Origin of the sequence: Tenacibaculum discolor, assembly GCF_003664185.1 — a bacterium.
GTDB lineage: Bacteria > Bacteroidota > Bacteroidia > Flavobacteriales > Flavobacteriaceae > Polaribacter > Polaribacter discolor.
This window is the reverse complement of the sequence record NZ_RCCS01000007.1, coordinates 385904-400259: the sequence shown is the minus strand read 5'-3', so window position 1 is coordinate 400259 and position 14356 is coordinate 385904. Positions and strand designations below refer to the sequence as shown.

Annotated in this window: 10 protein-coding genes; 2 read left to right on the top strand and 8 right to left on the bottom strand. The window is 31.4% G+C overall.

The features are described 5' to 3' along the window. Positions 1-6: 6 nt before the first annotated feature. Together C8N27_RS10370 and C8N27_RS10365 are read right to left on the bottom strand one after the other, a co-directional pair. The gene (locus C8N27_RS10370) at positions 7-2103 is read right to left on the bottom strand and encodes a fibronectin type III domain-containing protein (protein WP_121147293.1); all 2097 of its coding nucleotides are present in this window, start codon (positions 2101-2103) and stop codon (positions 7-9) included. Further along, positions 2103-6821: a hypothetical protein gene (locus C8N27_RS10365; RefSeq protein WP_121147292.1), complete on the bottom strand. Its 4719-nt coding sequence runs from the start codon at positions 6819-6821 to the stop codon at positions 2103-2105. Before C8N27_RS10365 ends, C8N27_RS10370 begins: the two co-directional genes overlap by 1 nt. 170 nt (positions 6822-6991) lie before the next feature. On the opposite strand from C8N27_RS10365, the gene C8N27_RS10360 reads away from it, so the two are divergent. Beyond that, positions 6992-9367, top strand: coding sequence for an FdhF/YdeP family oxidoreductase (locus C8N27_RS10360; protein WP_121147291.1), 2376 nt, complete (start codon positions 6992-6994; stop codon positions 9365-9367). Positions 9368-9371: 4 nt separating this feature from the next. On the opposite strand, the gene C8N27_RS10355 is transcribed toward C8N27_RS10360, so the two are convergent. Continuing rightward, on the bottom strand, positions 9372-9662 hold the full coding sequence (locus tag C8N27_RS10355) for a chaperone modulator CbpM (protein WP_121147290.1): 291 nt from the start codon (positions 9660-9662) through the stop codon (positions 9372-9374). 2 nt (positions 9663-9664) lie between these two features. Beyond that, the gene (locus C8N27_RS10350; protein WP_121147289.1) at positions 9665-10567 is read right to left on the bottom strand and encodes a DnaJ C-terminal domain-containing protein; all 903 of its coding nucleotides are present in this window, start codon (positions 10565-10567) and stop codon (positions 9665-9667) included. A gap of 110 nt (positions 10568-10677) precedes the next feature. Between C8N27_RS10350 and C8N27_RS10345 the strand changes: the two genes are divergently transcribed. Next, positions 10678-11037 carry a hypothetical protein gene (locus C8N27_RS10345; protein ID WP_121147288.1) on the top strand — a complete coding sequence of 120 codons (360 nt, stop codon included), beginning with the start codon at positions 10678-10680 and terminating at the stop codon, positions 11035-11037. Positions 11038-11051: 14 nt separating this feature from the next. Here the strand turns inward: C8N27_RS10345 and C8N27_RS10340 are convergent, their stop codons facing one another. The 4 genes from C8N27_RS10340 to C8N27_RS10325 are packed head-to-tail and all read right to left on the bottom strand — an operon-like array spanning position 11052 to position 14356. Beyond that, positions 11052-11762: a LytR/AlgR family response regulator transcription factor gene (locus C8N27_RS10340; protein WP_121147287.1), complete on the bottom strand. Its 711-nt coding sequence runs from the start codon at positions 11760-11762 to the stop codon at positions 11052-11054. 10 nt (positions 11763-11772) lie between these two features. Beyond that, complete coding sequence (locus tag C8N27_RS10335; protein WP_121147286.1) at positions 11773-12090, bottom strand: Hpt domain-containing protein; 318 nt, start codon at positions 12088-12090, stop codon at positions 11773-11775. A gap of 2 nt (positions 12091-12092) precedes the next feature. Further along, positions 12093-13817, bottom strand: a complete 1725-nt coding sequence (locus tag C8N27_RS10330) for a GAF domain-containing sensor histidine kinase (protein WP_121147285.1) — start codon at positions 13815-13817, stop codon at positions 12093-12095. Then, complete coding sequence (locus C8N27_RS10325; RefSeq protein ID WP_099216161.1) at positions 13817-14356, bottom strand: heme NO-binding domain-containing protein; 540 nt, start codon at positions 14354-14356, stop codon at positions 13817-13819. Before C8N27_RS10325 ends, C8N27_RS10330 begins: the two co-directional genes overlap by 1 nt.

The following is a 14356-nucleotide window of genomic DNA, read 5'->3' as shown; positions in this document are numbered from 1 at the left end:
GCAATTTTAATATTTCACTTCTATTTTTCTTATCTGTCCTAAGCTACCATCTATAAATACTGGACGTAATATATAAGTGTATATATTATTCGGTTTTACATTTTCATCCACTATTCTATTTGTACTCGGTAAAACATTTTTTAACAAGGAAACTTTTTCATCTTTTTTCCCTTTATAAACCATTATTTCAACAATAGCTTCTTTATTTACTGTTTTCCAAAACAATTCTATAAAAGAATTCGTTCTGTCAACATAAGTGTTCAGTCCCTTAATACCTTTAAGCAAAGTAAATCTTGGTACTTCTATAGTTGTATGTTTTGTATTGATAGATTGTAAATTACTATCATCTACCGCTTTTATTAAATATTGGTAAGCTGTAGCCCCTTCTACATTGGTATCTTTCCAGTCTGTATATTCAATATGTAAGGTGTCTTTTGGTAAAGTTGCTATTAAATTCCATTGAATACTATCCCTAACTCGTCTATATACTTCATGTTTTGCTATGTCATTACTCTGACTGTTAGCCCAAGTTAAATTCACAGTCTCTTTTTTAACATTATAAGATGTTATTACAGGTGGTGCTGGCGGAATAAAGTCTGGTTTTTTCAATACTAAAACATCTGAATATTCAGACATATTATATCTTTTGTCTACCGCTACAATTTTATAATATACTTTATCATTTAAACTTTTTACTGAAACACTATCATAAAAAGTTGCTGCAAGATGCGGACTAACTGTAATTTGAGAAAACTCTTCTTTAGCATTATTTCCCTTAAAAACTCGATACCCTAACATATCTGGTTCAATATTCTTTTTCCATTGTAAGGTAACCACTCCTAAACTATCTACCTTTCCTTCTAATCCTGTAGGCTTAACTGGAGGAATAGAGTCTACTGGTTGTACCAACACTGGATATGATGTTCTACTATTTCCTTGCTTACCTATAGCGGTAATTGTAAAATAGTTCGTAGGATCTAATTCATCGTATTGAATTTTTCTTGTTTTTGTAGATATACCTTTAATAACGGTTTTATACGTACCATTCGCTTTATTACTTTTATTAAGCTCAAAGCCTTTGATAAATTCACCCCCCTCTTCTAAAAACTCCCATTTTAGAACTACACTTTTATTATTATTTACTACTTTTTTACTTGATATTTTGGGCACATAAGGCAAAACTTTCACTCCTTTTCCTGAAATAATATCAGAAGGTGGGCTTAACTCTCCAAAAGGGGTTCTCCCTTTTACCCTATAGTAATAGGTTTTGTTATTTTTAATGGAATCTGTGTAGTAAATTCTCTTAGTATCTACCCTACCACCGCTATTTAATGTAGTGTACGGCAGCTTATTAAGTTGATTAAAATTTACTCCATCTTCTGAACGTTCTATAAAATAACTATTAAATTCATTTTTATGGATTGCATAGTTCCAGTTTAACATTACCTTTTGATCATCAAAAATAGCAGCTAAGTCTAACGGTTTAGGTAAATCCTGATAGTCTTGAAGCCCTACAAAAACTCCTCCGTCTTTGATTTTCATTTCTTCTTTTGGTACTAAAGGAAAAACTTTATAAACATATTTTTCTGTAGACTTCACCTTTAAATCTTCGAAACCTAGTCCTGCTAATTTTGCTACTTCAAAGTCCTGATCAGCCACATATAATGCCCAAGTAAATCGCTGTTCTTGCTCTTGAGACATATTTATAATTCCTTGTAAAGAACCAACTCCTTCCACATCAAAACTTTCTCCAAATAACGATTGAGCCATAATAGCTGCATTGTTATTTTTCTCTATTATACTAATCCATTTTTGTGGTTCTGCTGGTTTAAAAATTCCTAAATCTTTCTCTATAGGCTTTGACAATGTTTGCCCACTAATACTAATAGTATATCGTTTTAACCTGTAACCATACTTTGCCAATTTTCTAAACGACATTGGAGTTGTTGCTCCCCATCTCAACATAATTTTATGGCTACTATGGGGTCTTGCTAATACTTTAATGGCATTCTTGTTTACTTCTTTAACTTGTGAAAAAGCTACTAAAGTTGAGAACACAAAAATTAATAGTACTATTATATTTCTTTTCTTAATAAATAGCATTAAAAAGGATTTTTATATTTAAATACTGTACTTGTTCCTAATACTCCTCCTGGCATTACATATTGCATTTTAACCTTATATTTACCAGACCATATCGCTGGGAATACCCCATTAATGATGTAATTATACTTCTGAATTTTCGATGCATATTCAGTAGGATCATTTAAATATTTATTTACCACTTTATATTGTATATCCATAAAATCTCTTTTATAATGATAAGGTAAATTATATCTATAAGGAATTCGTTTGCTTAATAATGAAAATGTAGGGTTATTTCTTAAATATGGTACATACCAAGTTAAGATATCAATTCCCTTTTTAGGTGGAATACCTAAATCTTTTACATCTCTGTCTACTGTAAATTCAGGTTCTAAAGGGTACTTTTCATATATTAACTGATAAATTCTATCTTCATAATAATTATCATCAAGAACTGCTTCAGTTTCAATTAAAGGTTGCTTTCCTGAATACTTACCTCCTTCTAATTCAATTCTATCAAATCTTTCAGATTCTCTAACATCTGTTTGAATAGCATGTACATCTGAATAAATAGGCTCTAGATAGTGTTTCACTACTCTCTTATCATCTACTTTCTTAGCAAATGTATTGTATTCACTTGTAGTAAACTCATAGGTCAATAACTCAGTTACTGCTTCGTTATTAACAACACTTTGTACCTCTTTATTTTTAACCTCTACCGTATTACCTTCATAACCGGTATCTTGTTTAGTGTAAGAAGTTTCATTTACAGAACCTTCTCCTGCATCTGGTGAACTAATCAATTTCAATGTATATTTCTTTTGATTATTGAATTCTCCTAATTTAAAATTAACTTGTCTTTCACCTTTATTGTAAGATGCAGTATTTACAAAACTATGCCCTTCTTCGTTACTATAAACTACATTTTGTTTCCAATTTGTTTCAGGCGCAAACAAGTATGGTTGACCTCTTTTTAATTTCACATAACCAGTTGTACTTTCATCTTGATAAAAATATTTCTGATCTATTACAGGGTATGTATATTCTATATTTTCAACCGGAATATAATCTGGCGCTATACCTGTAGTAAAAGTTCTTTCTTCTATTTCTTGAGCTTTTTTACCGTTGTGCATTAATGTAATCCAACTTCCTGATTTTAACTCTTGAAAACTAACCGCCACTTTTACCTGAATAGCTTTTTGGGGAGGTAAAACATCAAAAGAAATAAAATTCACTACATCTTGTGACTCATTCCATTCTAATTCTCCTTCAATTACTTTTCCATCACTTTTTACGGTAAACTCATCTAGTAAAATTCTATAAGTCTTTACTCCTTTATCATCTTCGAGTTCAAAAGATTTATTTATTTTCATATTAAATGCTGATTGTGGTGCCGTGAAAACATCGACCTCTGTAGCATCATTATCAGGTGTAACTCCCGAAATTATCTTTATCCCTCCTAATGGAGCTCCTCCTATTATCTCACATTCTTCTCCTAACTCAATTTTAAATCTAAAGCGTCCTTTTATCATCCCTCCTAAAACACTAAAATGACCTCCTACATATCCTCTAAACCAACTAGGATTTGGCAGTTTTGCTTGTAACAATACCGCTGCACCTGCTTTTACTATTGGTATTTTTGCTTTATAAAACCATAGGTTAATTCGTATCCCTAATTCTCCTTCTAAATATGCATAAGCTTGCCCGTTTGCGTACCAACCATCAACACCTATTTGTCCACTTCCTTTACAAGCGGTTTCCCCATAATCTTTAATCATAATATCAAACCCTAATCCAGCTCTAAATCGGGCATAAAACATTAAGAAATTCATATTTCCTGTGTCTAGACTAAAGTCCATACCTATAGCAAAACCTCTTCCATCTCCTAATGCATTTAAATCTCTCATATAGTCTAGACTATTTAGGTTTACTCCTAAAATATCAGCTACTGCTTGTGGTGGTGGTGGGCTACCCGGTATATTATCTCCAATCATTAAATAGGTTGTTGCTGATACACTAAAACCACCTATCCCTACTCGAAGACCTATACGATCTTTTGGAGTTCCCATGTGTAAATACCAGCCATCTGGCCCAGTATGGAAAACCGCCCATCCTGCTCTTCCTCTAGGCCCTACACCACTAAAAAAGTTTCCTGGTGTATTTACATATACTTCCATCTCACTATGAAAAGAATTATTTACAAAATCCATTTCCATAGAAAAATGCGCATCAATCCCCACATCAAAAGTTAATCCATCTTGTGGAAAAGAGACCTTACTGTATTCTACTAGGTTTGTTTCTTTTAAGTCTTTAACTAACTGATTATCGGCTAAATCATTTATTTTATTTTCAAGCTTGTTAAGTTTTTCTTTGAACTTATCTGTAAACTCTAATTTATAGCCTTGCATTATATGAGCTTCCCCGAAGAAAAATATCCTATTCAAACCTCCATGAGTATTGAAAGCCATTTCAAAACCAACCTTACCATTAAAAGCACCTTCGTTCGCTAATGCAAATCCTAACATTGCTCTGAACCCTAGGCCTGAGTTAGCGTCTGGAGTATAATCCATTCCTGAAGGAGGTTTTGGAGTCTTAACTGGCACAGGATTTCCATTTTCATCTAACTCTCCCTGGTATACTAATTTAGGCGGATTAGATGTCTTTTTCATATGGTAATAAGCACCACCTCCAAAACCGTTAATTTCAACAGGTCCTATCATAGGTTTTGCTCTCATTGAAGATAAATCTGCATAGGCATCAACATACCAATACCTTACATCTGTTTTACCAAACCAAGCTGTTGCTTTTACATTAATGCTATTAAAATCTGCTTCTAACTCTCCGTAAAAACCATTACCGTAAACTGGGTCGTTATCTTTAACTTCAACTAGTCCTTTAAACTTAACACTTCCTAAATCAGCAGCAACATCAATTTTATGTATTTTAATTTTTTCGAATTTCCAACTATGAATTTTTTCTTCTTCTTTAAACTTTCCTATAATTTCTAATTGAGTGTTTCCAGAAAATCCCTTTCCCATTAAGTTGACATCAAGAGTAAAACCTAAAGAAGCTTTTTGATCGTTTGCTGTTACATTGATATCTGATATGGTGACAGGAAAATTTGAAAAACTAAAAGCCTCACCTTCATACCCCATATGATCTACTGATATTAAAGGTTTTTCTGTTTGTAATTGTAAATTTTCAAAAGTGATGCCTTTGAAATTAATCATTTTACTCGCTGCTCCGCTACCTCCTTTGATTGTTAAACTACCATGTAAATTAGCTTTCGGTCTAAACTTACCCTCCTTAACTTTAAGAGTTACACTGGAATTTGATTTTAAGTGTGCCTCTGCCATAAAAACAGGAAAGTGTAATCCTTTTTTTGCTATGGGTTCCAGAGCTAAACTATAATCATCATTCCCTACATCAATTATAGCTGTATATTTAATAGCTTTCCTAACTCCTTTAACAAGCTCTGTTTGATTAATAATATCTTCCTTTGTAACTTTTCCTGAAGTAGGCAAAGCTATATGCCCACCAAAGCCAGCTCCTGTTATTTTGTTTGCTATAAAAGAAGCATGCAGATCAGTTACAGAAATAGGCCAACCTGAAGCTATTCCTTCTTCGATAGAAAAAAGATTTTCTACTGAGAATTGCCCCGTTATTCCTTCGCCGTCAATTAAAAATTCTTTTGCTGAAAAGCTAAGCCTATTTTGTTCATTTCTTTTCATAAACTCCTTAGGTGCAATAATTTTTATTTCTTCTATAGATACTCCTCTCCACAATTCTTCATTCCCAGGAACTAGGTACTTTTCTTTATACGAGTTAGGAAAACTCATATTTGTAGAGTTTCTTAAATCACTAAAATCAAAAACAGCATTTTTAACTTCAAAGACTAACCCTCCTTTACCTCTACCTGTTGTAGATTTTTTATCTTTTAATTGAAATGGATGACTTAAATTTATCTCTGCAATAATATCGTTCCAATCTGACACTACTGTTTTAAAAGAGCCTTTAACCCTTGTTTTTGTATCTTGAATAACTTTGTAGTTGGCGTCCAATGGCTCTAATAGTTCTCTTGAGAACAATACATCGGCCGCTATCCCTATTTCTTTAATTCCAGAACAATCAATGGTTATATAGGTTTTGTTTTCTACAATACCTGTTTTCATATTAAAACCTCCCTTCAATTCCAGTAAACCTTTGTTACCTTGTATTGGTATTGCTACATCACCAAACAAGGATATATTGGTATCACCATAAATTCCCCCATTATGAGATATTTTTATATTATCTGCTCCAAAAAATAGCTCTTGTTGCTTCCCGTTTGCACCAAGTTGACCAACTGTTAATTTTGCAAAAAGAGTTACCTCTGTGTAATCTGGATAAAACTTAGCTTTACTTACACCTAATAAAGCTGTGTATTTACCGAATCTTTTTTTAACACCAACCGGTAAAGTAATCATATCATCAGAGCCTAAAACATCTACATAGCTACCTGTTTTTTCTATCGCCTCAAAAACAGAGGTTGCTCTACTTATAAGTGTATCTATCTTAGGATCAGAGTAATTTTCTTTTACATAATCAAAATCAAACTCTCCTTTTGCTTTAGAAGAAAACTCTATTAATTTAGGAAGTGCTTTTTCCGACCTAGAAATACTATCTAAAGGATTATCTGTTGAAGAAAAAACTAATTGAGAAAATACAATAAAAAAGAAAAAAGTAATTTTTTTCATAAGCAATAAGGGGTTAACAATTTCATTTTAGCCGTGCAAACATATGCAGTAATTTACTGTTATCCAAAGTTGAAGAATAAAAAAATTTACATTTTTTTAACAAAAATATTCACACTCTGCTTATTCTCTTTTTTTCTTAACTTTATACTTCTCAAATCATAGAAAAAACAATGGATAACAAACCCAATAAACAAGCCAATAAACAACCTTCTGCTGAACCTCCATACAAATTATTAAGCTTAAGAACTGGTAAACCAAAAGATTGGGCTGCAGGTATTCCTGGAGTTACAAATACTATAAAGAGTTTAATCAATGATAGAGCATTGGTAAGAGGTGGAAAAGCTTTGTTTAAAATGAATCAGTTTGATGGTTTTGATTGTCCTAGTTGTGGTTGGCCTGATCCTGATGATGAGCGATCAACTATTGCTGAATATTGCGAAAATGGTGCAAAAGCTATAGCTGAAGAAGCTACCAGTAAAAGAATTACTTCAGATTTTTTTAAACAAAATTCTATTTATGAGCTTTCTCAATTAACTGATTATGAAATTGGACATCTAGGTAGACTTTCTGAGCCTATGTACCTTCCTAAAAATGGTACACATTATGAACCTATTAGCTGGAACAATGCTTTTGCAAAAATTGCCGAACACTTAAATAGGTTAGAGTCTCCAGATAATGCTGCTTTTTACACTTCTGGAAGAACAAGTAATGAAGCTTCTTTTGCATATCAACTTTTCGTACGTGAATTTGGAACAAACAACTTCCCTGATTGTTCTAATATGTGTCACGAAACATCTGGTTTTACCTTAGCCTCAGTTACGGGTATAGGAAAAGGAACTGCTACTTTAAAAGACTTCTACGATACCGATATCATTATGATTATTGGTCAAAACCCAGGGACGAACTCTCCACGAATGTTAAGTGCTTTAGAAAAAGGAAAAAAGAACGGAGCTAAAATTATTGCTGTTAACCCTCTTCCCGAAGCTGGTTTAATGGGATTCCGAGATCCTCAAAAAATAAGTGGTATTTTAGGAAAAGGGATCCAACTTGCCGATTTACATCTTCCTGTTAAAATTAATGGAGATTTAGCTCTCTTAAAAGCAATTGAACAATTACTATTACATTTTGAAAAAGAAAGCCCGGGTAAAGTTTTTGATCAAAAATTTATCAAAAATAAAACAGTTGGTTATGAAGATTTAATTAAGCAAATTGAAAATTATGACATAGATGAATTAGCAAATGCATCTGGTGTTTTAAAAGAAGATATTCAAAAAGCTGCAGAAATACTAGCTCACAAAAACCGAATTATTATTTGCTGGGGTATGGGACTTACGCAACAACCTAACGGTGTTGATATTTTAAAAGAAGTTTTAAACCTGTTATTCTTAAAAGGAAGTATTGGTAAGCCTGGAGCTGGTTCTTGCCCTGTACGTGGACATAGTAATGTACAAGGGAATAGAACAATGCTTATTAACCACAGTCCTTCTGTAGAGCAACTTGATAAATTACAAGAGGTTTTCGGCTTTAATCCACCAAGAAATAATGGTTATGATGTTGTGAATACCATAAAGGCTATGAATGAAGGAAAAATTAAAGTCCATTTTAGCATGGGTGGAAATTTCTTATCAGCAACTCCTGACACCACATATACTGCAAATGGAATGAGACAGCTTGATTTGTCTGTTTCTGTTTCAACTAAGTTAAACCGAACCCATTTGATTCATGGAAAAGAAGCTTTAATTTTACCTACTATTTCGAAAAGTGAAATTGATATCGTTAATGGTGAGCATCAGTATACAAGTGCTGAAAATGCCATGGGAATTGTAGAGTGGTCTAAAGGAGTATTAAAACCAATATCTGACAAACTTATCAACGAAACTCATATTGTGTGTCGTATGGCAAAAGCTACTTTAGGAAATAAAAGTGTGGTTGATTGGGATCGATATATGAATAGTTACAATGCTGTAAGAGATGATATAGAAAAATGTATTCCTGGTTTTGACAACTACAATGTTCGTGTAAAACAAAAAGGCGGATTTTACTTACCTAATGCGGCTCGTGAAGGGAACTTTAAAACAAAAGAGTTTGGAAATCGTGCTCCATTTTCTATAACCACATTACCACAAAACACATTAGCTGATGATGAGTATTTAATGGCCACAGTAAGAACTCACGACCAATTCAATACTACTATTTATGGATTAAATGATCGTTACCGTGGAATTCATAATGAGCGTCGTGTAATTTTCATGAATAAAAAAGATATTGAAAAAGCAGGTTTTACATCTGGTGATAAGGTAGATTTATATAATTATGATAATGACACAGAGCGTATCGCTCCGCTATTTATTATTGTTGAATATCCTATCCCTGAAAAAAACACGGTTACTTATTTTCCTGAAACTAACGTACTTGTTTCAATCCATAATACCGTAAAAGGAAGTAATATGCCAGCTTCAAAACATATTAAAATTAAAATTAAAAAACACAATCCGAATATCTATGATAAAATAGAGGGAGTTCTTCATAAGAAATCCAATTCATAAAAATTTACTCGTATAATTTTAATTTATTTTCTAGTTGTTTAATTGTTTTATGCATAGAATCCATTCTATCAAGCATATTGTTAATCACGTCTATACCTTGCATGTTTACCTCTAAATCGTAGTGTAATCTGATTATTTTCTCTAAAATAGGTAACTGTTCTGTATATAAATATTTATTGGAATCTTTTACTACAAACTCTATGAGCTGAAAAGATTCAATACTTTCTATAAATTGTTCATCTAAATTGTGATGAACAATAACTTTTTGTACACTTATTAGTTCTGTATTGCCCATATTTATTTCAATTTAGAAAGTTTTGTAAATAACTCTCGTTGTTCATCTGTTAAATTGGTTGGAATCTCTATTTTGTAAGTAACATATAAATCTCCAAACTGACCTTCTTTTTTATACTTCGGAAATCCCTTTCCTTTCAATCGAATTTTGGTTCCATTTTGGGTACCAGCTTTTACTTTTAATTTAGCTTTATCAACAAAAGTATTAATCACTACCTCTCCACCCAATACTGCGGTGTATAAATCAATAGCCTGTTCCGTGTATAAATTAGCGCCATCACGTTTAAAATTAATATCAGGTTTAATATCAAAAGTGATGTATAAATCTCCTTTAGGGCCTCCGTTTATACCTTCTCCTCCATGCCCTTTTATTTTAATTGTTTGACCATTTTCTACCCCAGCAGGAATCGTTATTCGTATTTTTTTCCCATTTACAGTTAATACTTGTTTTTGCGAAGTATAAACATCTCTTAAGTTTAATTGTAATGAAGCGTTAAAATCTTGACCTCTAAATTGTGCTGTACGTCTTCCTGAACTTCTTCCACCACCAAAGGCAGCATTAAAAAAATCAGAAAAATCAGTTCCATCAAAATCTGAGGATGAATATTGCTGATAAGCCCCTCCTCTTCCAAATCCACTTTGACTAGCGCGTTGTTTTTTAGCCTCCTCATATGCTTCTGCATGTTTCCAGTTTTCTCCGTACTCATCGTACTTTTTACGATTTTCAGGGTTACTTAATACTTCATTGGCTTCATTTATTTGCTGAAACTTCTTTTTAGCTTCTTCATCATTCGGGTTTGTATCTGGATGATATTTTCTTGCTAACTTCCGATAGGCTTTTTTTATATCGACAGCAGTTGCTTTTTTATTTATTCCTAAAACTTTGTAATAATCTATAAATTCCATATCAATTCGATTGACCTAACACACTAAAATTACGAAATTTAATAACATAAAACCAATGCTTTAACCCTACTTCTTTTTAATGTATTTTTGCACCTTTATTTGAAGATTGAATGACAGTAGAAGATTTAGTAGGAACATACAATATTATTGGTAGTAACCAAGATGAAAGTGAGAACACTTATAAAGGTACTCTTTCTTTAACTCTTGATGAAAATAGTAGAATTATTGCAAAATGGATAATTAACAACGAACAAGAACAGTTTGGAACTGGCTTTTTTAAGAATAATATTCTTATTATCAACTTTAATTATAATGGTGACGACAATACTACCTACAAAGGTGTTGCTGTATACTCTTGTCTTTCTAAAAATATTTTAGACGGGTTTTGGTCTGAAAAGCACGGAAACCCATTATTTCTTGGAGAAGAACGTTGTTTTAGAGTTCAAGAACAAAATGAGTTAGTTAATTAACTTAAATAAGGTAATTATAGTAAGTTTAGTCTTCTTTTAAGCTCATTTCTATTAGATCTACTTACAGGAATTACATCTTGTTTTATAAGCACACTATTATCCTCTATATCTATAATTTCATTTGTATTTATAATATAAGACCTGTGTACTTTTAAAAATGACTCTGAAGGTAGTTTTTCTTCAATCTTTTTTAAAGGACTATGAACAATGTAGTTTTTTTCTTCTGTTTTAACTTTAATATAATCGCCTTTAGCTTCTACAACATAAATACTCGGAATATCAATTTTTACTAATCGTCTATCAATATTTACATATAGTGTATTTACATCTGTGGGTTGATCTTTCTTTACTGGTTTTACATTATTATCTTTTTCTATGGCTGCAATAATTTTCTCTACTGATTTTTTAAAACGTTCTAACTCTATTGGTTTTACTATGTAGTCTACAACAAAATCATACTCAAAAGCTTCAACAGCAAAATTTCTATCAGAGGTAGTCAAAACAATTTTAGGTGGATCTTTTAACGTTTGAATAAGGTCAAACCCTGTAAAATCTGGCATATGAATATCTAAAAAGATAGCATCTACTTTATTATTGTTTAAAAATTTTATTGCTTGTATTGCATTAGAAAATTCTCCTACAAGTTTTAATCCTTCTACTTGTTCACTCACTTTTTTGAGAATCATTCTTGACATTAGTTCATCATCAATAACAATACAGTTCATAGTTAATCTTTTAAAGTTCCTTTAAAAAAGCAAGCATTACAGGCAATACACTTTCAAAATGTTCTTTGTTTTCTATGCTATTGTCTGCAAGGTTGTTTTCAAACTCGTTGGTTATTTTATAGCTTTTTTCTAAGCCTAAAATACTCATTTTATGCTTAATTCTATGAACAATTTCTTTAGTTTTCTTAAAATCGTTATTTTTAATGTATAAAAAATAGCTTTCTATTTCACCTGAAAGCTCCTCTTTTAAAACTGCTGTAACTTGTTTTTTAAACTCCTCATCTCCTTTAGAAAGTGCATTTATATACGATAAATTTGGTTGCTCCATAATTACTTTTTTATTGTAAAAAAGAAGGTTGTTCCTTTATTTATTTCAGACTCTAACCATATTTCTCCTTTATATAGATTTACAATTTTTTTGACGATAGATAAACCGATACCCGAAGAGTCTTTAGACTTTTTTAAAGATTGGAAAATTTTAAAAATTTTATCAAAGTGTTCTTTTTCAATACCAATTCCATTATCCTTTATTGAAAACTTATAAAAAGAGTTTTGGTCTTTCACATCAATTTCAATAATCCCTTTTTCTTTATCGTTAAACTTAATTGCATTATTTATCAGGTTTTGAAATAATTGTAAAAACTTTGTTTTGTCTCCTTTTATAATGGGTAATTTCTGTAAAACTTTTATTGAAATGTTTTTTGGTACATATATTACTTTCTTAACTTCTTCAATTAGCAAATTTAAATCTACATCATCGTCTTCTTTAACTCCATTAACTACACTAGAGTATTCTAGCACATCAGTAATGAGTTGTTCCATTTTTTCAAGAGTATTTTCAATATGCTCAAAATTTTGGAGACTAGCTTCATCAAAAACTCCTTCATTATCAGTTTTAATCCAACTGGTTAACGCATGAATACTTCTAATAGGAGATTTTAAATCATGAGATACTATGTGTGCGTATTCTTCAAGCTCTTGATTACTTTTTGCTACCTTTTTTAATAAGTCAGTATTTTTCTTTTCTACTTTTTTACGTTTTTTTATGTTTATTGCACTTTTTAACTGAAGCGATACTAAACCTGCAATACCTTCTATCGTTTTTAAGTGCTCTTCTGTAAAATAGTTTTTCTCTTGATGCTCTGCATTTATAACTCCTATTACCTTATCTTCATTCTTTATAGGTACTGTTAATTCTGATAGTTTTGGGGTAATATAAACCACGTATCTATCATCTAAATTTGTATTATCTATAATTTCTGAAACACCTGATTTTGCTACGCTTCCAACCACACCTTTTTCAAAAGGTAATCGCATTTTTTCGTAAATTTCTTTGCTCTCTCTTTCTCTTTTATCAAATGAAGCTACTAATTCTAATTGTTTTTTCTTCTCGTTTACTAAGTAAACAACACAATCGTCAGTATTTAAATAGTTAGCAACGCTGTTTGATACTTCCCATGCTATTTCGTAGATATCTTCTTTTCCTAAAATTGATTTGGCTGTGTTATTTATAACTTCAATTACTTGCCGTTCTTTTCTTTGGTTAGTTATATCTCTAATAATTCCTTGTGCAGCTATTGGAGTATTATTTTTATCAAAAACTACGCTTGAGTTAATATTTACCCATTTTACTTCTTCTTTTTTAGTAATAACTCTAGCTACATAATTGGTGAAGTATCCATTTTTTAATAATTGTGCGTAAGAATTCATCGCATAATCATAATCTTCTTGTTCAGGATAAATAAGGCTTACAACATTTACATCTTCTTCATTTACATCAAAACCAAATAACTCTACGGCAACATCGTTCATTTTTAACACATTGCCATTAATATCCATTACTAGATAAGCATCATTAATATTTTCAAAAATTCCTTTTAATTGTGAATCTTTCTCATCTAAAAGGTCTTCTAATTGTTCATTAACTACCTTTAGCTCTTGAGAAATATTAAATAATTCTAGCGATTTTTCTTCTAGTATTTTCTCTGCTTGTTTTCTAGCTTTTTTTTGTCTTTCTAGCGCTCTTTGTAGTATTTCTATTTCTTTTATACTCACTAATTTTTATTGATAATAAACCTTACTTCAGTTCCGTCATTTTTAATTTTTTCTAAAATAATTTCTGCTGAACTATTAAAATGTTCAAACGTTTTATTCATTAAACCTAATCCAAAATGATGCATTGCTCTGCTTGATTTGTATAGCATTACAAGTGAATTTTCGGTTTTCTCTTCTACAAGAAATGTTGGTAATTCTGCATCTGGATAAATCTTTTTTACTTCTACATGAATATGATCTTCAATAGATGACAGCATCTCTATAGGATCATTATATGTAGCTAAAAGTCCAGGGTAACTGTCTTCTATAACTGAAAAGAAATGTTCTGCGTATACTAACAACAAATCATCTGTTGAAACTCCTGTGTTATTACTCAAATTCTCTAATAATTGTAGCATTTCAGAAAATTTGTATGTACCAATAGCAGTGTATACTCCACCAGAATCTAACTCAGATTGTTCTATAATTTTATCTACCATTTCGATACCAAACTTATCTTCAACTAAATCCAAGAACTCTGTAAAAACAATCCCTTTCAT

Coding starts and splice junctions, on each gene's coding strand:
- C8N27_RS10365 (WP_121147292.1), bottom strand. CDS start 6,821: ATGAAAAAAATTACTTTTTTCTTTTTTATTGTATTTTCTCAATTAGTT.
- C8N27_RS10370 (WP_121147293.1), bottom strand. CDS start 2,103: ATGCTATTTATTAAGAAAAGAAATATAATAGTACTATTAATTTTTGTG.
- C8N27_RS10335 (WP_121147286.1), bottom strand. CDS start 12,090: ATGGAGCAACCAAATTTATCGTATATAAATGCACTTTCTAAAGGAGAT.
- C8N27_RS10325 (WP_099216161.1), bottom strand. CDS start 14,356: ATGAAAGGGATTGTTTTTACAGAGTTCTTGGATTTAGTTGAAGATAAG.
- C8N27_RS10340 (WP_121147287.1), bottom strand. CDS start 11,762: ATGAACTGTATTGTTATTGATGATGAACTAATGTCAAGAATGATTCTC.
- C8N27_RS10345 (WP_121147288.1), top strand. CDS start 10,678: ATGACAGTAGAAGATTTAGTAGGAACATACAATATTATTGGTAGTAAC.
- C8N27_RS10360 (WP_121147291.1), top strand. CDS start 6,992: ATGGATAACAAACCCAATAAACAAGCCAATAAACAACCTTCTGCTGAA.
- C8N27_RS10350 (WP_121147289.1), bottom strand. CDS start 10,567: ATGGAATTTATAGATTATTACAAAGTTTTAGGAATAAATAAAAAAGCA.
- C8N27_RS10355 (WP_121147290.1), bottom strand. CDS start 9,662: ATGGGCAATACAGAACTAATAAGTGTACAAAAAGTTATTGTTCATCAC.